Below are 17,996 nucleotides of genomic sequence, written 5' to 3' on the forward strand. Positions count from 1 at the left end.
TGGTAAGAAGTTGAATTTAAATTTCCTAATGAATCTATCCAATCAAACGAAGATAGCTCTTGCTTCATTATTTGTAGGTGTCGGTGCCATATCTTTTGGCTCTATTTTCGTAAGATTGAGCGAAACTGAACTCAGTCCCAATGCCACTGTATTTAATCGCCTTTGGCTTGGTAGTGTGATCTTCTTGCTCTGGAATGGATACAAGGCGATTCGTCAGCGACTTTCCTTAGACAAACCTGTAGAACAGCAGCCCTACATCAGTCACGATCTGTGGCTATTGCTTGGTGCAGGGATGTTTTGGGCTGCTACTTTAGTCTTCTTGGCTTGGTCGCTGACTCAAACTAGCGTTGCGATCTCTAGTGTCTTACATAATCTCGCCCCCATATTTACTAGTTTAGGGGTGTGGCTGTTATTTCGTAAGGGTTTTGAGAAGCAATTCCTGATTGGGATGGTCATCGCCCTTGGCGGAGCGATCGCTATTGAATTTGAGGAGTTGCAAATCGCTACAGACGAAGTTCAAGGAGGATTTGCTGCGATCGTTTCGGCGATTTTTTTGAGTGCATATCTGCTGATCGTAGAAAAATTACGAACCAAATTTTCTCCAGCCACAATCCAGTTGTTGATTTGTGCGATCGCATCTCTAATCATCTTCCCCATACTTTTGTTCACTCAAGATCAGCTTTTCCCTTCTACAGTCAGTGGATGGCTTTGGGTAATTTCCCTAGCCCTGATCTGTCAAGTTTTAGGTCATGGGCTTTTGACCTATAGCCTTGCCAGGTTTTCCTCTGTGGTTGTCTCCTTGGTGCATTTGTTAGAGCCAGTATTTAGCGGCATTTTTGCTCTTGTAATATTTTCGGAAAAATTAACTTTCTCAAATTGGGTAGGTTTCGCTGTAGTTTTAATCGGTTTATACTTAGCCGTATCTAGCCAAGCTGCTATTAATTACCCGTTCCAGGAATCAATCAAAAGTATAGTTAACACTTTCGTTAAAAGTATGACGAGCAAACTGTCATTACTAAAGCAACAATTCTCCGAAACACCAGCTTTGTTGGGAACGGCCTCATTATTCTTTGCCCTAATTCCCATATCTTTAGCACCATCTCTGACCAAATTGTGTCAACAAGAAATTGGTGCAAATGCTGTAGTATTTCATCGTAGTTGGATTGCAACAGTTGTCTTTGGGCTATGGAATGGACTTGAGGCTTTCCGCTACCAACAGTCCGTTGAAGGAGGCAAGAGACAGGAGGCAGATAGCGCAGCGTTAGCGAGTCCGCAAGTGTCAGACAGTATTACTCCTGCCTTGCTTGATAACCAATCTATAGAACAGAAGCCTTTTACAAGTCAAGAAGTGTGGCTATTGTTGGCAATGGGAACCTCTGCTGGAACCTACCTTCTATTGTGGGCTTGGTCGCTGAGTCAAACTAGTGTTGCCAATGTGGCTTTACTGTCTAATTTGAACTCCTTATTTGTTGCTTTGGCTGGATATCTGTTATTCGGTCGGCGTTTCAATAACAGATTTGTTATCGGTTTAGTCATAGCCTTAGGGGGAGCGATCGCCTTTGAACTCAATAAGGTACAATTTGCCACTGATCAAATATTGGGTGATGCATTGGCATTGCTAACTGCGGTTTTCATGGCTACGTGTATGCTGTTGATAGAACGACTCCGAACCCGATTTAGCACCGCAACTATCATGCTGTGGCGCTGTGGAGTCACAACAATGCTTCTACTACCCGTGCTCCCATTCCTCGAAGATAGACTATTTCCCTATTCCTGGGCAGGTTGGTTTTTCATCATTTTCCAAGCTCTCTTTTGCCAAGTGTTGGGTCAAGGACTTTTGGCTTATAGCCTCAGCAGAATCTCTTCAGGCATCGTCGCCGTCACGCTTCTCCTAGAACCAGTCCTAGCCTCCATTTTTGCTTGGTTCATTTTTTCAGAACAAGTAGGTTTGTTTGACTGGGCAACCTTTGCCGTAGTTTTAGCGGGTATCTATCTAGCCCAATCTAGTCAATCCACTGTTCAAATAACGAACGAAGGATCGTAGACCGTTTTTGAATTGGGGGCTGGGGATTGGGGATTGGAACCCCAACCAAATCTTACTGATTATTTTCTTCTATTCGTTGGTATCATTAATTTTTGGTAATCAGTGTAAATCCGTTAGCCGCTCCAAGAATTTTACTATCAGTTAAATTTATTTGCTGTAAAGCCGCATTGTCTAACAGCAAATAAGAGTTATTAGATAACATTTGTTGTAAAAGTGGCACAGTTGCAGCAGTTACTTTGCAATCGCTGTAAAAATCTAAACTCGGACGCCCATAAGCGAAAGAAGTATAAATTTGTGTTCCTGGTGAAACATTTGCCCGAATCAAGTCAGCTACTGGTTTAACTGGAAAAGCTTCATTTAACTCCCAAATCCAAGATTGCGAACTCATCAACAGGGTTAAAACTAAATACATCCCTGTAAATAACACTGGAATAAAGTTGCGATCGCGTTGTTTAATTAGCCATGCCGCAATCCCCATACTTATTGCCAAAACAATGCTCATGACGATTAAAATAGGCTCTTTATTTGCAAAAATAAAGTAAGCACAACCTCCTAAACCAGCAATAGCAATAATAGCCAGAAATATTGTCCAACTTCGCACCCTAAAATGACGGTATTGCCAAATTTCGCTAAGTTTAGCACCAATTGTCAAAGCTAAAAATGGATATACAGGCATAACATACCACGGGAGCTTAGTTCTCATTAAAGAGATACTTACTAAGTAAACAATTGTACCAATAATAATTAGGCGACCCCAGGTAGTATGACGTTTTTTCCAAGCTAGATAAAAACCTTCAGGTAAAAATAATAGCCAAGGAAAACTATACTTAATTAACTCAATTAAATAGTACCAAGGAGGGCCACTATGACCTTCAAGAGATTGTGTAAGGCGATCAAAACTTTGTGCTTGAAAATTCACTTGGAAGAAATTTTCGCCATAATGTTGCCATTGAGCCGCAAACCAAGCGGTCGCTGGTGCATTTCCTAAAAATATTCCCACTAATAAATAGGGGCTTGTTAACAAAGCAAACTGCCGATCTGCAATCAGGAATAAACAAGCGATCGCTCCTAGCAGCAAAACTATCATCCCTTTAGTTAGAGTGATTAACCCTAGACAAAATCCTACACCTAGAGCATAGCGACGATTCTGACGTGCTTTTAGCAAACAAAACAACAACAGCAAAAAAAAAGTAATAGTTGTACCATCTAGCATTGCTAGCCGTCCGTGACGCAGCACAGGTAACATCGTCAGGTAAACTAAAGCGGCAAATAGAGCTGGTAAACTTTGGTTAAAAAGCAAACATCCCACCAAGTAAAGCAAAGGCACTCCCAAGGCAGTTAACACTGCACCCGGTAGACGTGTTGTCCACTCATTCACGCCTCCAATGGAGTAAGTCCAAGCAATTAGCAAGTGCATCAGGGGTGGCTTATTATAATAAGGTTCACCTCCCAAGGTGGGGTAAAGCCAACGCATTGAACCAAGTGGGGCACGCCAAATTTCACGTGCAACCTGTGCCACAGTACCTTCATCCCAATCTCGTAAAGGGGAGTTTCCCAAAAATATCAGCCAGAGAACTAGAGATATTACCAGTAGACTAAATAGCCATTCTTTTTGTCGGAATAGACGCATATCTAAAATTTAGATTCAAGAATCTCAATGTCTTTAGACTTGAGAGTGTCAAATTCCTAACTTTTCCTCCGCCAAGCTGGTTTCACCACCTGACGACAACGGGCAATTACCAAAGAATTATCAGGCACATCTTCTGTGACTGTAGAACCAGCTGCTACATAGACATCATCACCCAAGGTGAGTGGAGCCACTAAAACGCTATTGGCACCAGTTTTTGTCCGATCGCCTATTTTAGTAGGATGTTTCTGCACGCCGTCATAATTGGCAGTAATTGTACCACCACCAATATTCACCTGATTACCGACAACGCTATCACCTAGATACGACAAATGTGCAGCATTCGTGCGATCGCCTAATTGAGTATTTTTCAATTCCACAAAATTCCCCACACGGCAACCAACACCCACCTCTACCTGACCGCGCAAATGAGCATATGGGCCAATTCGACTTCCTGCTTTTATAGTGCTATTTATTACTACTGAATACTGAACTGTGACATTTTCAGCTAATTGACTATTTTCAATTAAACTCCCCGGCCCAATGTGACTTCCTGTTTGAATCACCGTATTTCCTCGCAGGTGCGTTTGGGGTTCAATAATTACATCCGGCTGTAATTCTACTGTTTCATCAATAGTGATGCTTGTGGGGTCGATGAGGGTGACACCGGCTAGCATCCATTTTTCCTTGACTCGTTTTTGCAAAATTTCAGATGCTGTTGCTAGTTGCAGGCGATCGTTGATGCCGAGAATTTCTTGGTAATCTTCTACATCCACTGCCATCACTTGTCCGACTTGAGTCACGGCATCAGTGAGATAGTATTCTTTTTGGGCATTGTTTGCCTGTAGGTGGGGCAGCACCTTTGCCAAATCTGGCCAGCGGAAGCAGTAAACTCCAGCATTAATCCGCTGATTTTGTTTTTGGGCAGCAGTACAATCCTTATGTTCGACCATTTGCTGCACAATATTTTCATCGTTACAAAAAACGCGCCCGTAGCCCGTGGGGTCGGGTAGGTGCGAGGTAAGAATGGTGGCAGCGTTTTGATTTCGGGCGTGAGTTTGTAACATCTGCTTAAGGGTTTCGCTGCGGATCAACGGTAAATCGCCGTTAAGTATCAACAAATCCCCAGTGTAATCTTCCAAGTGGGGAAGTAATTGCTGGATGGCATGACCTGTACCCAATTGCACAGTCTGTTCGACAAACTCCAAATTGGGAATTGAATGCATGGCGGCTTGCACTTCCTCGGACTGATATCCCACAATCACGATTCGCCGTGAGGGCGAAAGTGGTTCTACACTTTCGAGAACTCTCTCCACTAGCGATCGCCCACCCAAAGAATGTAAAACCTTGGGTAAGCGTGATTTCATCCGTGTGCCGCGTCCCGCCGCTAGAATTGCTACAACTACCATAATTAGCTATCAGCTATCAGTAAAATTATGATTAATGCTGTTGGTACTTTAAAATGTAGGCTCAAATCATACCAGCTAATCATAGAAGACTGAAATATACAATGAGTCAGGAGAACTACTTTCTTAAAAAGCCGAGGTTATAATCCCAATTCGCGCTGATTACAGCAGCTAAAAATTATTATCCCCTACCCTCTGACTACTCTTTTTCCTGACAGGAGCAAATAAACTCTGCAAACTGCTGCATTAGTTTGGGATTACGCCAACCAGAATCAGTTTCTTGTTGCATCACTGAAAGTGCTTCTGCTGAAGGAAAAGCTCTTTTGTAGGGTCGTTCGCTAGTTAGGGCATCGTAAATATCAATTAACTGAAATACTTGCGCCAGGTAGGGAATCTCATCCCCCTTGAGTCTATCAGGGTAGCCTGAGCCATCCCAGCGTTCGTGGTGATGACGAATAATGGGAATTACACCCCGCATACTGCGTAGTGGCTGGCAGATTTTTTCTCCAATCAAAACGTGCTGCTGCATGATCTGCCAATCTTCGGGAGTGAGTTGGCCTTTTTTCAGTAGCACTGCATCGGGAATACCGACCTTACCAATATCGTGCAGATAACCACCCCACCTCAAATCTCGAATTTGGTAGCGTGAGAGGTTGAGATATTCACCAAAAAATTGTCCCAGTTTTACCAGGCGTTCACAATGGTTACCCGTATTGGGATCGCGACTTTCAATGGACATGGCAATGGAAAATAGTACTTGTTCGGCATGGTCTAAATCTTCGTTCAGACGCTTCTGCCGCACCAAGGACTTTACACGCGCCGCTAATTCCACACGATCGAAGGGTTTAGTGAGAAAATCATCTGCCCCAACTTCAATTCCCCGAATGCGCGATCGCCTGTCATTTAAGGCCGTAATAAATATCACTGGGATTAGCCTAGTCTGCTCATCCTGTTTGAGCAATTGGCACACTTCAAATCCATCCATTCCTGGCATCATCACATCCAGCAAAATCAAGTCTGGTTGTTTATGAGTGACCAATCCTACAACAATAGAACCACTGTCCGCCTCAATCACTTCGTATCCTTCCATCCCCAAGAGGGCAACGGCAGTCATGCGACTGGCGGCATGATCGTCAACTACTAAAACCTTCGGCGGATCTAAATCAAACCCATTCACTTTAGAACCTTTGGCTTGTAGTGTTCTAGAGACCAATGAATCATTACTACAATTAACATCAGCTTTTATCCAAGAAGATACTTCTTGGCTATCTTCAAGCATAAGCTTTTCTTGAGATAAGCCTAGAGAATAACCCTCCGCATTTTGCGATCCTACGGCGTGATTTGAACCGATACTCTTCACTGTGCTAATGGGGTTTGACCCACTAACAATTTTTTCTGTAAAGTCGGTATGGTTGGATTTCCATTGAATCACAAAGGCACTCCAAGTTTTTGCACAAGTTAACAGTGTCAGATTTCAACAATAAATTTAATGAGACTGTATCTGAGCCTGAGTTTCCATAGGGATTATGCATGATATCAAGCTGCCTATCTAAGTTTTTCGCAGCATATATTTTATTATTCTGTTACGAACAAGGTGTATCTGATTGTCACATTTTTTGCTTCTAATTCCAGTATGATGAATCGGCACAAATGTTAAATCAGGTTTTTTACGGAGATTTTTTAACCTAGCGGCGTCATAAAGCGTTATAATTGCTTGCCTTGTTCGAGATATCGGGTTTGGAATTTCAAATTTTTATGGTAATCATTAGGTATATATGTTTTTACTTACTCAGTTATAGCAATACTCAAGTACTGCTAAGTGGCATGTGATATTAAATACTAACATATAATTAATCTATTTGGCTATAATCAAGCTATTTGGCTCGTAAAAACTCGTTGCCTGAGTATAGGGTAGTGAGTGCTGTTAGCGGTAGAGAGCGTTTAGCCCGTGCTGAGTAGTTTTCAACTTAGCACTCTCAGAATGTGCTGTCACAGTACCAGGCGATCGCCTGACCACAGGCGGAGTAGAATATATCACCAAGCCAGCAGACAAAAGGGCTGTGCGTACAGCAGCATAAAAAAAGGATTCACCAAACTATTGAGAGACAAAGCTGAAAGAATCATCTGCTGTTAGCTTAGGTGTAAAATTCTCTAAGTCTGACATCTTAATAAAAAACTAAATAATGACCAATGCCCTTCAGGAGTACTGAATGTTGAGTAGAAAATCTAACTGACAGTAGAATTCAATAGTCAGAATTCAGAAGTAAAACAGGCTTTTTATCTGGCTTTTAGACTTAGCTTGTGTACTTCATCAACTTGAAATCCGCTGTATTTACTCAGAACTCAGAAAAGAGGAACTGTTTTACCCAATGCCCTATACCCTATGCCCAATTCTCAATTTGTTGTTTCGCCAACTTGGCTATTTGAACATATAGAAGATCCGCAAGTCGTTATTGTGGATTGTCGCTTTTCTCTAGGCGATCCACAATTAGGACAACAACAATACCAAACAAGTCATATAAAAGGCTCATATTACTTAGATTTGAATCAGGATCTTTCCAGTCCAGTGGGTAAGTATGGCGGGAGACATCCTTTACCTGACCCTAATGATATAGGTAACAAATTGGCAGCCATTGGGGTAAATTACCAAAAAAGTTTAGTTGTTGCTTATGATGATTCGCGCTTTGCCTTTGCGGCTCGTCTATGGTGGCTGTTGCGGTATCTAGGACATGAGCAAGTAGTAGTACTGGATGGAGGCTTTACCGGATGGCAAAAAGCTGGGTATCCAGTTACAGATGTCGTTCCTCCCGCCAAAATGAGTACATTTGTAGCTCAAGTACAAACAGAAAAGGTGGTAGATATTACAGCAGTGAAAAGCCGAAAAGAGAGGCACGATGTAGTATTGGTAGATTCAAGAGAAAGCGATCGCTACCGAGGTGAACGAGAGCCAATTGATAAAATTGCTGGACATATTCCCGGTGCAGTCAACTATCCCTGGCAAGAAGTTACAGACTCTTCCGGCTACTTAATCCCTCAGGGGGAACAACGCCGTCGGTGGGAAAACCTTGAAACAGCGGAAGAAATCTTGGTATATTGCGGTTCTGGCGTTACTGCTTGTGTGAATTTACTTTCTTTAGAATTAGCTGGCATTAACAAGGGTAAACTTTATCCTGGTAGCTGGAGTGATTGGATTTCTTATTTATAGTCATTGGTCTTTGACAATTGGACTTTGGACAAATTTCAAAACTGACCTAATTGCAAAGTGTAATTAATAGTGAAAAACCAGCCATCAAAATCAATGTTTTCGACGGTTGAGCTACCTAAACTTACTCCAGCCTGCACATTCATATTAGTGGTATCGGATATTCGGTAATTTAATTGCCCGAATAGCCGATGAAATTGGTCTTCTCGATCGCGCTGTGTAAAATCCGTGAAGTTCCCCTGGTAGTTAATACTAACCTGGAGAGGCTTTTGCAAGTAGTAATTCAGAGACACCCAAAAGGAATTGATTATCCGATTACGACTTAGGGGGTCACTAAAATTTACACTCAATTCATAAAAGCTATCTAGCGTTAATCTTGAAGTTAAGGGATCTCGCCGTGCCAAAGACAGTTGTAGGGAATTTTCATTTAAAAAGCGATCGCCTGCTTTAAAGCTATCTAGGCGATCGCTGCTGTTGGCAAAAAATAACTGTTGATTGCTCCAACTGATTTCTCCATACATTCGCTGCGATAGCTGCTGGTAAATACTGAGATTAAATCTCACCTGGTTGTAATGATATTGTGACTGATTTATATAACGAATGAGATTGCCATCAATTGAGCCGTTTAAATAAGTTTTAGATCCCAAAGGGAAATATGCAGAGGCTAACGTCAGTCCAGAAATAATTAAACCATCTTCTATGGGACTATCATTTGAGGAAAAAATATTACTCGTCTGGAAGTAGCCTACACGGGCCCGTAGATAACCTATAGGTTTAAACTTAGGTACTATAGGTTGTTCTATCTGTGGTAGCTGCTGTTCTAGGGGTCGTAACCGCACCCGCAATTCCAATTCGCGATCACTATCTGACTCAGGTGGCTGTTTTGGCGATCGCAGCAGTTCCATTAGCCTCTCTAGCCTTTGAGAATAATTTATTTCAGGTGCATTCAACAGTTGTTCATTTGAGTTTGAAGGAGATGTAGGTAAATTACTTGGCTGCAATTCTAGCTGTGGTGTGTCATTTTGCTTTTGAGTATCTTCAGGTTCTTCGGTTTGGTCTGGGGTTTGAGTAGTTTCTGGTGCTTTCTGTACCAGATTTAACGGCATCCGAGAGTCTAAAAGATGTGACTCACTCGACTGCTTGCACAAAGAGTTAATTGCCTTTTGCTCTAACTTCTGACATAACTGCTGATAATTTACTTGTGTGCTTACTAAACTGTTAGGACGCCAAATATCTGTATTTGCAGATTTTGCTGCATCTACTCTAATGCAACACAAGCTTCCACCACTGGACGCTAACAAAATACAAAAAAACAAATTCTTCCAGTTTTTGAGTCGCATCTGGTTAGATCGCGTTGATCGCATGTGGCAAATGTAGACCTACAAGCTGTATGGAAAGTTCCGACTTAGAATATACAATTGAGTACATCTATTTTAGCTTTGTAGGTATATACTGAAACTACAAACTAAAATTGCTGCTTTTCGGATTTTTTCCCAGATTTTTTTGCAAAACTGAGATGCTCCGATAAAACTTTTGCTCAAATTTAGTGAAATACAGTCAGTGAGTAATTTCACAACAGATTTTTATTAACTTCTTGTACTGCATAATCGATTACCCTGTGGCTAATATGATTAGAAAGTATTATCTGTAAGGTAATCCGCATTGAATTATTTATATCAAATAATAACTTTTAAATCTTCCACAGACTTTATTACAAACAATGTCACTTTTATAATAAAAACTAAAATCAACTAAACAAACAATCTATTTTATGCATTAATATGTAAACGAAAATTTCCACTATTTTATCTAGAAAATCTCTTTAATAATTAGCTTGTATTTTAATAATTTAATTTTTTTGTATTAGTTAAAATTCACAAATTCTCAAACTATGTTTCATAAATCGTTTCCACTGTTAGTGATTGGTTTATGGGGAGTTATAATACTGCCTTTGCCAAATCGGGTAAGTGCCATAACTCCTCTGACACGAGCGGAGATTCAGAACCTCCGCAACATAGTGCAACTAATACCCAGAGATAACCTGAAGAGGCGTCCAGCACGGAAATTAGATGCAATGACTCCTGGGGACGGGTTGTCAACTGGTCGAGCTTCCCTAGCAGATTTGCGTTTCAATGATGGCTCTTTGGCACGAGTTGGAGAACAGGCGCTATTTCAATTTTTGCCGAAGACTCGCAACTTTAAACTGTTAAACGGGACTGTGTTGCTGCTCATTCCACCAGGAAAGGGGCAAACACACATACAAACACCAAATGCAGCAGCAGCAATTCGTGGTTCAGCATTATTTGTGCGCTACGACCAAAAAACAGACACCACGATTGTGGGTGCACTTACAAATAGTGGCATTGAAGTTTCTAACAAGGAAGCTTCTCAAACTCAGGTGCTAGAAGCAGGGCAAATGGTGATTATAGTTGAAGGGAAATTTCAGAACTTATATGATTTTGATCTGAGAAATTTTTATGAAACGAGCCAACTGGTTCGAGAACTTGATTTGAACAGGCAAAGTCCTGTGCCTACACGTGATCCTGCAATCATCAGTGTTCAAGCCGAAACTGCTGCGGCCTTGCAAGCACAGCCACCAATAAAAGGCGAGGGAGTAATTGAAAACCCCTCTTTTGTGCAGCTAACTCCACCAGTCAGTCCAACTGGGACAACACCTGTTACCTCAACTGGGACAACACCCAACACCCCAACTAGGACAACACCTGTTACCTCAACTGGGACAACACCCAACACCCCAACTGGGACAACACCTGTTACCTCAACTGAGAAATTACCCAACACCTCAACCCAGACAACACCTAACACCTCAACTGAGAAATTACCCAACACCTCAACCCAGACAACACCTAACACCTCAACTGAGAAATTACCCAACACCTCAACCCAGACAACACCTAACACCTCAACTGAGAAATTACCCAACACCTCAACCCAGACAACACCTAACACCTCAACTGAGAAATTACCCAACACCTCAACCCAGACAACACCTAACACCTCAACTGAGAAATTACCCAACACCTCAACTCAGACAACACCTGTTACCCCAACTCAGACAACACCTGTTACCCCAACTCAGACAACACCTGTTACCCCAACTCAGACAACACCTGTTACCCCAACTCAGACAACACCTGTTACCCCAACTCAGACAACACCTGTTACCCCAACTCAGACAACACCTGTTATCCCAACTCAGACCACACCTGTTACTCCAACTGAGCCTATACCCGTAACTCCAACTCAGACAACACCTGTTACCCCAACTGAGCCTATACCCGTAACTCCAACTCAGACAACACCTGTTACCCCAACTGAGCCTATACCCGTAACTCCAACTCAGACAACACCTGTTACCCCAACTGAGCCTATACCCGTAACTCCAACTCAGACAACACCTGTTACCCCAACTGAGCCTATACCCGTAACTCCAACTCAGACAACACCTGTTACCCCAACTGAGCCTATACCCGTAACTCCAACTCAGACAACACCTGTTACTCCAACTCAGACCACACCCGTAACCCCAACTCAGACAACACCTGTTACTCCAACTGAGTCTCCGAACAGATAAAACTACTAATGGGGGTACGAGACACTCTGCGAATGCCGAACATGGTTCGTTTTGTCATAATTTTGTGTAAGTCCTGTAAGATTTAGTTGCTCCAACCCATTAGCACAGACTTATGCCCGACACTAGAAACAGAAACTATAACAAACAATTTTAGTTACTCCCTCTATAGCTACCAAAGCAAAAAGTGATATTCCCTACGACCAGATAGCATCTGCTAACGCTAGATTAAATCAAGGAAAGGACTTACACAGGGTTCACTGGATATCCTTATATAGTTCAATTACATTCTGTGTGTAAGTTCCTAGGAAGTAACTTGTTGCTAGAGAGAACATAAATTTATGACTTTTGATTACGACCTGTTTGTAATTGGTGCGGGTTCTGGAGGTTTGGCGGCTTCTAAACGAGCAGCTAGCTACGGCGCAAAAGTGGCGATCGCTGAATATGATTTAGTTGGTGGCACTTGTGTGATTCGCGGTTGCGTTCCTAAAAAACTCATGGTCTATGGCTCTCACTTTCCCGAACTGTTCAGTGACGCTTCAGGCTATGGCTGGAAAGTGGGTAATGTGGAGTTTGACTGGGAATATTTCATTACATCTATAGATAAGGAAGTTCGGCGACTGTCGCAACTACACATCAGCTTCTTAGAAAAAGCTGGAGTAGAACTATTTTCCGGTCGCGCCACATTGGTAGACGCCCACACAGTAGAAGTTGATGGACGCAAAGTTACGGCAGACAAAATTTTAATTGCTGTTGGTGGGCGTCCCGTCAAGCCAGATTTACCAGGGATGGAACATGGCATTACCTCTAACGAAATCTTTCATCTAAAAGAACAACCAAAACACATCGTCATTATTGGCGCTGGTTATATTGGCACGGAATTTGCTTGTATTATGCGCGGTTTGGGTTCTGAGGTGACACAAATTACTAGAGGTGAAAAGATTTTGAATGGGTTTGATGAAGATGTCCGCATAGAAATTGAAGAGGGTATGACGAACCACGGAATTCGCTTGATTAAGAATAATGTGGTGAAAGCAATTGAACGTGTCCCAGAAGGGTTGAAACTGACTTTATCAGGGAATGACCAAGAACCAATAATTGCTGATGTGTTTTTAGTAGCGACCGGTCGAACCCCTAATATAGATGGATTAGGTTTAGAAAATGCTGGAGTTGATGTTGTCGCTAGTTCTGTAGAAGGGCCTGGATACCCTACCACAAATGCGATCGCAGTCAATGAATATAGTCAAACTAGCCAACCGAATATCTTTGCTGTTGGCGATGTCACTGACCGAATCAATTTAACTCCCGTGGCCATTGGTGAAGGTCGCGCCTTTGCCGATAGTGAATTTGGAGATAATCGCCGTGAATTCAGTCACGAAACTGTTCCCACAGCCATATTTTCTAACCCAGAAGCTGCGACAGTCGGCTGGACAGAAGCTCAAGCACGGGAAAAACTCGGTGATGCCGTCAAAATTTTTCGCACTCGCTTTCGCCCCATGTACCATAGTTTGACTGGTAAGCAAGAGAAGACAATGATGAAGTTGGTGGTTGATAGTAACACCGACAAAGTTCTAGGCGCTCACATGGTAGGTGAAAGTGCAGCTGAGATCATCCAAGGTGTAGCGATCGCTGTGAAGATGGGCGCAACTAAAAAAGACTTTGATGCTACTGTCGGTGTCCATCCCTCAGCCGCAGAGGAATTTGTCACAATGCGGTAATAAGAGTTATGGGTTATGAGTTGTGAGTTATCAGTTGAAGAAAGAAACTCATAACTTAAAACTTGCAATTCCTAACTCTTCACTCCTAACTCCTAACTATTTACAGTCTTGCACTATATATATCTTCACGGATTTGCTTCTAGCCCTAATTCTGCCAAAGCGCGGGATATAGGCGATCGCTTTACCCAAATTCAGACAAAGCTGAAAATTCCCGATCTCAATGCTGGCGATTTTTCCCAATTGACTATCACTCGTCAGGTCGCTCAAGTTGCCGCAGAATTCAGCAATGATTCTACACCAGTAACGCTAATTGGCTCAAGTTTGGGTGGTTTGACTGCTGCCCACTTGGGACAACAAAATTTACAAGTGCAACGCTTAGTTTTGCTAGCACCGGCTTTTGGGTTTTTATCCCATTGGTTGCCCAAGCTAGGAGATGAAGAAGTACAGCGTTGGCGGCAAGAAAAATATATCATGGTCTACCACTATGGAGAGCAGCGATCGCTTCCCTTAAGTTACGATTTCGTTACAGATGCTGCCCAATACCAAGAAAAGCTTTTGCAACGCCCTATCTCCACGCTAATTTTGCACGGAAAAAAGGATGAAGTCATTCCGATAGAAGCTAGTCGGGACTTTGCGCGCTCGCGTCCTTGGGTGGAGTTAGTTGAACTCGACAGTGACCACGCTTTGGGTAATGTTATGAAGGAAATTTGGCAGGCAATTCGCCTCTTTTGCCAATTACCTTGAAGTTGTAAAATATTAGACTCACACATAACTAATGTCCTTAGTCATTTGTCTTTTGTTAGTTACTAACGACCAATGACTAATGACCAATGACTAATGACTAAAATTATGCTTCCCTTCATCCGGTCAGATTTAGCCCAATTTACCGCTTATAAACCCCACCTCAGCAGCGATACAGCCAATCCTGTCCTCACACAGTTTGATCGGCTAGATACAAATGAAAGCCCCTACGATTTACCACCTGAATTAAAAGAGAAGCTGGCATGGACATATCAGCAAGTAATTGAAACAAATCGTTATCCTGATGGCGGACATGAAACGCTTAAGGATGCGATCGCCGAGTACGTCAATCAGTCAGCCACCCTTTCATCATCCTTATTTACTGCTGCCAATATTTCTGTTGGCAATGGTTCAGATGAACTAATCCGCTCTTTATTAATCGCCACCTGTCTGGGAGGAGAAGGGTCAATACTCGTTGCCAATCCCACTTTCTCTATGTATGGGATTTTGGCACAAACGTTGGGCATTCCTGTAGTGACAGTGGGTAGAAATGACACAAATTTTGAAATTGACATAAGCGCCGCCCAGTCCGCCATCGAACAAACTCAAAATCCCCCTATTCGGGTAGTTTTCGTAGTCCATCCCAATTCGCCGACTGCCAATTGCTTAACTGAGGCAGAGTTAGGGTGGTTGAGAAGTTTGAGTGAGCATATTTTGGTAGTAATTGATGAAGCTTACTTTGAATTCAGCCAAACTACTCTAGTGGGTAAATTAATAAAACATCCGAATTGGGTGATATTACGCACTTTCTCTAAAGCTTTCCGGTTGGCATCTCTCCGTGTAGGCTATTGCGTAGCTCATCCCGAAGCGATCGCCATTTTAGAAAAAGTTCGCTTACCCTACAATCTCCCCAGCTTTTCCATAGCAGCAGGATTAATTGCTTTACAAAACCGCACACTCTTGCTGGAGTCAATTTCCCAAACTCTGAGTGAACGAGCCAAACTCATCGAAATTTTGTCCCAGCAACCAGAACTACAAATTACCCCAAGTGCTGCCAACTTTATTTACCTGCGTCTTAAACCAAATGCTTCTGATGCACAAGATGCTGCTTTAAAGAGTTTCCATCAAAAACTTAGGACACTCGGCACTCTTGTCCGACACATTAGCGGAGGATTGCGAATTACTGTCGGGACGATAGAGGAAAACGCCCGCACTGTAAATCGAGTCCAAGCTACTTTGGCAAATTTGGAATCTTAGCAATTCCTCAGTAATTAAACCTGCTGTTCATCTCACTGCCCAAACGGCGTACTACTCCGACTGTTTGTGGTAGCACACCCACTAAAAGAGCAAAAGCAACATCCGGCAAAAGAGCCACTATTTCTGGTGGAAAGTATTGTTCAAATTGATCGAGTATTTTCTGAACTCGCTGCCCAGGCAGTGGGTTTTCTGTAATTTGTTTGATTAATCGAATCCACTGTCGCCTAATCAAGTAAGCCTTTTGGCGTTCTTCATTAGATTCAGGAGTTAATAAAAACTGATTAGACAGATTACCTATGGGCAGTGCCCTTTGGCAATCACAATCGTAATCCCCACCCACAGCAGCCCCAGGCCCAGCAAACTCTGCATGATAGCGTTTAAAGAGGATTAATCCGTTTCTTCTACGACTATTGACGATGAAAACTTCTCCACTGTGCAAACGTGTAAGGATATCAGAGCCTTGCGATTGCTCAGTTCCATCTGACATGACAAGAGAGTCAAGGAAACTAGTTTCTGGGTAATAAGTTGATACCATAGAGGTCTGATAGCGCCGATGCTGTTCGCTATCCATGTTTTTTAAACTTTTAACGAATGTGGTAGTAGTATGCACTTCAAAACGGAATTAGCTGTTATATCAAATCAAGTTTTTGAATTCTTTTATTATCAAGACTTTTCTGGTCAATCTAACTAAAATAGCAATAGATAGGTGTTGTTTTAGTAATTGAGTGATTATATTTTATGAGATATAACTAGATTTGTCTGTAAACTCTAGTAGTGTTTCCTTAAAGTTTTTATAAAGATGAATATATGAATTACAAAGTTATTATGAGGAAATGATAGTTTATTTCAAGGCAATTTTTGCGTATGTTGCCATTATAATCCATTTTTATCTATATCGAATGCTTTAAAAATTTTGTTGACGATAAATCCAAAAATGCAAAAATTAACATTTTTTAACATTAAAAATATTTACTAAAAAGATATTTTTTTTAATCCGATCAAGAGGATTTTTTACGAAAAATCTAAATCAAATATTCTTTTTAAAAATAATTATTAAAATCTACTTACTCGCTTGATAAATTCATCTGTTTTAGTTTTTATCTATAGGACTCCTATTTGATTTTTGAACAAACAAAACTCAATGTACCTTTGTTCTTTATTTACTGTTTCTACGAGTTATTCAGGAATCAAATCAGATTCCTAAATATGATTCGTATTTAATTGAGTGAAAAAACTCAGTACAATTCAAAGAGCCTTTTTTACCGTTGTTATTTGCCTACTAAGGCAAATAAGTTTTCAAAATAAAAGCGGATTCCTATAGATATTTAGTTAATATTGGCTAGATTTTTAATTAAACCTCGTCCATTTTACAACCTGGAATTATTCAGGAGAGTATATTATTAGGTCGTGACTTGAGTTCTGAGCTTTCTCTAATTCCACAAACTATGGTTTTTAAAATAGACGCGCTTTAGGTTAGTTTATGTTTTATTACCGCTATGACAAGTTTTATCGAACTTAATTGGAACACAAAACTTGACAATTGCCAACACAAAATTCAGATAATGGAATCAGCACTCAGGTGCTTGTGCAATAACATCTGATTTGAACGTCTCAGGAGAAATGTATTCCAATTCGATTCTACTTTATGCACCCGATATCCCAGCTTGAAATAAAGCTGTCTTGCTTGATGATTATTTTCTAAAACATGGAGATATAAGTCTTGAAATCCCCACTCGCGAGAGACTTTTTCACAGCTAGTAAGTAATCCTGAAGCCACGCCATGCCTACGGTATTTTGGGTGAACCGCTAAATTAGATAAGTAAGGAAAACCTACGCCAACCTGGCTCCATGAATCACTGTAACGTACACCCATCTCCACACTTCCCACTAAGTTATTAGCTTCACCAGTAGTAGCTTCAAGAGCAACTAAACAAAGATGACGGGGCGCAGGTGATGCCATCCGATGTCTTAAGTCTTCATAAATACCTAGACGTAGTAATGGGAAAGCCCATCCCCATATACCCTTGTGAGAGTGAAAGCTTTCAGTAATAATTTGGGCAACACCAATCAAATCAGCAGGTGTGGCCGTACGAATTTGAAATTGGCAGGAAGCTGGATCGATTGGCAATTGGTGGTATGGATGAAAAAACCGATATTTCAAGGCTAGTTTAGTATTGATTTTATTCAACGAAAATTTCTCAAATATCCTAAAACACCATTTTAACTAAATGAAAACTTAATAGCTGTCCAGAAAATTGAACTGACTGGATATTACTAATTCGTTTTTGCTTGTGGCTCAAACAAAGTTTTACACTTTAGTTTGGGGTTTTATAACCTGCGTTTTTGAAAGAGTCTTAGGAGTTACAGCTTCATAAAGCTATAACCTGAAATTCAGTAGATTCACTGCAT

13 protein-coding genes are annotated in these 17,996 nt (G+C 41.5%); 6 read left to right on the plus strand and 7 right to left on the minus strand.

Annotated elements, in window-relative coordinates:
* The first annotated feature begins 28 nt into the window (after positions 1–28).
* Positions 29–2,044 carry an EamA family transporter gene (locus HWQ44_RS13200; RefSeq protein WP_292719158.1) on the plus strand — a complete coding sequence of 672 codons (2,016 nt, stop codon included), beginning with the start codon at positions 29–31 and terminating at the stop codon, positions 2,042–2,044.
* A gap of 85 nt (positions 2,045–2,129) precedes the next feature.
* Here the strand turns inward: HWQ44_RS13200 and HWQ44_RS13205 are convergent, their stop codons facing one another.
* The 4 genes from HWQ44_RS13205 to HWQ44_RS13220 form a co-directional block, all read right to left on the minus strand.
* Positions 2,130–3,674, minus strand: coding sequence for a glycosyltransferase family 39 protein (locus tag HWQ44_RS13205; protein ID WP_292719160.1), 1,545 nt, complete (start codon positions 3,672–3,674; stop codon positions 2,130–2,132).
* Positions 3,675–3,730: 56 nt separating this feature from the next.
* Positions 3,731–5,080 (minus strand): bifunctional UDP-N-acetylglucosamine diphosphorylase/glucosamine-1-phosphate N-acetyltransferase GlmU, encoded by a 1,350-nt coding sequence (gene glmU / locus HWQ44_RS13210; RefSeq protein ID WP_292719162.1) that lies wholly within the window; start codon positions 5,078–5,080, stop codon positions 3,731–3,733.
* Between the two features lie 196 nt (positions 5,081–5,276).
* Positions 5,277–6,509 (minus strand): two-component system response regulator, encoded by a 1,233-nt coding sequence (locus HWQ44_RS13215; protein ID WP_292719164.1) that lies wholly within the window; start codon positions 6,507–6,509, stop codon positions 5,277–5,279.
* A 492-nt stretch (positions 6,510–7,001) separates the two neighbouring features.
* Positions 7,002–7,130 (minus strand): hypothetical protein, encoded by a 129-nt coding sequence (locus HWQ44_RS13220; protein WP_292719166.1) that lies wholly within the window; start codon positions 7,128–7,130, stop codon positions 7,002–7,004.
* A gap of 330 nt (positions 7,131–7,460) precedes the next feature.
* On the opposite strand from HWQ44_RS13220, the gene HWQ44_RS13225 reads away from it, so the two are divergent.
* Positions 7,461–8,282, plus strand: coding sequence for a sulfurtransferase (locus tag HWQ44_RS13225; protein WP_292719168.1), 822 nt, complete (start codon positions 7,461–7,463; stop codon positions 8,280–8,282).
* A gap of 35 nt (positions 8,283–8,317) precedes the next feature.
* On the opposite strand, the gene HWQ44_RS13230 is transcribed toward HWQ44_RS13225, so the two are convergent.
* Positions 8,318–9,619, minus strand: a complete 1,302-nt coding sequence (locus HWQ44_RS13230; protein WP_292719170.1) for a hypothetical protein — start codon at positions 9,617–9,619, stop codon at positions 8,318–8,320.
* A gap of 551 nt (positions 9,620–10,170) precedes the next feature.
* On the opposite strand from HWQ44_RS13230, the gene HWQ44_RS13235 reads away from it, so the two are divergent.
* The 4 genes from HWQ44_RS13235 to HWQ44_RS13250 all read left to right on the plus strand — a co-directional run bounded on the left by HWQ44_RS13235 (position 10,171) and on the right by HWQ44_RS13250 (position 15,587).
* Complete coding sequence (locus tag HWQ44_RS13235; RefSeq protein WP_292719171.1) at positions 10,171–11,874, plus strand: FecR domain-containing protein; 1,704 nt, start codon at positions 10,171–10,173, stop codon at positions 11,872–11,874.
* Positions 11,875–12,212: 338 nt separating this feature from the next.
* Positions 12,213–13,589, plus strand: coding sequence for a glutathione-disulfide reductase (gor, locus tag HWQ44_RS13240; RefSeq protein WP_292719173.1), 1,377 nt, complete (start codon positions 12,213–12,215; stop codon positions 13,587–13,589).
* A gap of 108 nt (positions 13,590–13,697) precedes the next feature.
* The gene (locus HWQ44_RS13245) at positions 13,698–14,333 is read left to right on the plus strand and encodes a YqiA/YcfP family alpha/beta fold hydrolase (protein ID WP_292719175.1); all 636 of its coding nucleotides are present in this window, start codon (positions 13,698–13,700) and stop codon (positions 14,331–14,333) included.
* A 105-nt stretch (positions 14,334–14,438) separates the two neighbouring features.
* Complete coding sequence (locus HWQ44_RS13250) at positions 14,439–15,587, plus strand: histidinol-phosphate transaminase (protein ID WP_292719229.1); 1,149 nt, start codon at positions 14,439–14,441, stop codon at positions 15,585–15,587.
* Between the two features lie 7 nt (positions 15,588–15,594).
* Here the strand turns inward: HWQ44_RS13250 and HWQ44_RS13255 are convergent, their stop codons facing one another.
* Positions 15,595–16,158 (minus strand): hypothetical protein, encoded by a 564-nt coding sequence (locus tag HWQ44_RS13255; protein WP_292719177.1) that lies wholly within the window; start codon positions 16,156–16,158, stop codon positions 15,595–15,597.
* A gap of 984 nt (positions 16,159–17,142) precedes the next feature.
* Positions 17,143–17,748: a GNAT family N-acetyltransferase gene (locus tag HWQ44_RS13260; protein WP_292719231.1), complete on the minus strand. Its 606-nt coding sequence runs from the start codon at positions 17,746–17,748 to the stop codon at positions 17,143–17,145.
* Between the last annotated feature and the right edge of the window lie 248 nt (positions 17,749–17,996).

It is taken from the genome of Nostoc sp. JL34 (assembly GCF_017114945.1).
Lineage (GTDB): Bacteria > Cyanobacteriota > Cyanobacteriia > Cyanobacteriales > Nostocaceae > Nostoc.

Excerpts from the sequence above, each read along its gene's own strand:
- HWQ44_RS13200 (WP_292719158.1), top strand. The coding sequence starts at position 29 with ATGAATCTATCCAATCAAACGAAGATAGCTCTTGCTTCATTATTTGTA.
- HWQ44_RS13205 (WP_292719160.1), bottom strand. The coding sequence starts at position 3,674 with ATGCGTCTATTCCGACAAAAAGAATGGCTATTTAGTCTACTGGTAATA.
- glmU (WP_292719162.1), bottom strand. The coding sequence starts at position 5,080 with ATGGTAGTTGTAGCAATTCTAGCGGCGGGACGCGGCACACGGATGAAA.
- HWQ44_RS13225 (WP_292719168.1), top strand. The coding sequence starts at position 7,461 with ATGCCCAATTCTCAATTTGTTGTTTCGCCAACTTGGCTATTTGAACAT.
- HWQ44_RS13230 (WP_292719170.1), bottom strand. The coding sequence starts at position 9,619 with ATGCGACTCAAAAACTGGAAGAATTTGTTTTTTTGTATTTTGTTAGCG.
- HWQ44_RS13235 (WP_292719171.1), top strand. The coding sequence starts at position 10,171 with ATGTTTCATAAATCGTTTCCACTGTTAGTGATTGGTTTATGGGGAGTT.
- gor (WP_292719173.1), top strand. The coding sequence starts at position 12,213 with ATGACTTTTGATTACGACCTGTTTGTAATTGGTGCGGGTTCTGGAGGT.
- HWQ44_RS13250 (WP_292719229.1), top strand. The coding sequence starts at position 14,439 with ATGCTTCCCTTCATCCGGTCAGATTTAGCCCAATTTACCGCTTATAAA.
- HWQ44_RS13255 (WP_292719177.1), bottom strand. The coding sequence starts at position 16,158 with ATGGATAGCGAACAGCATCGGCGCTATCAGACCTCTATGGTATCAACT.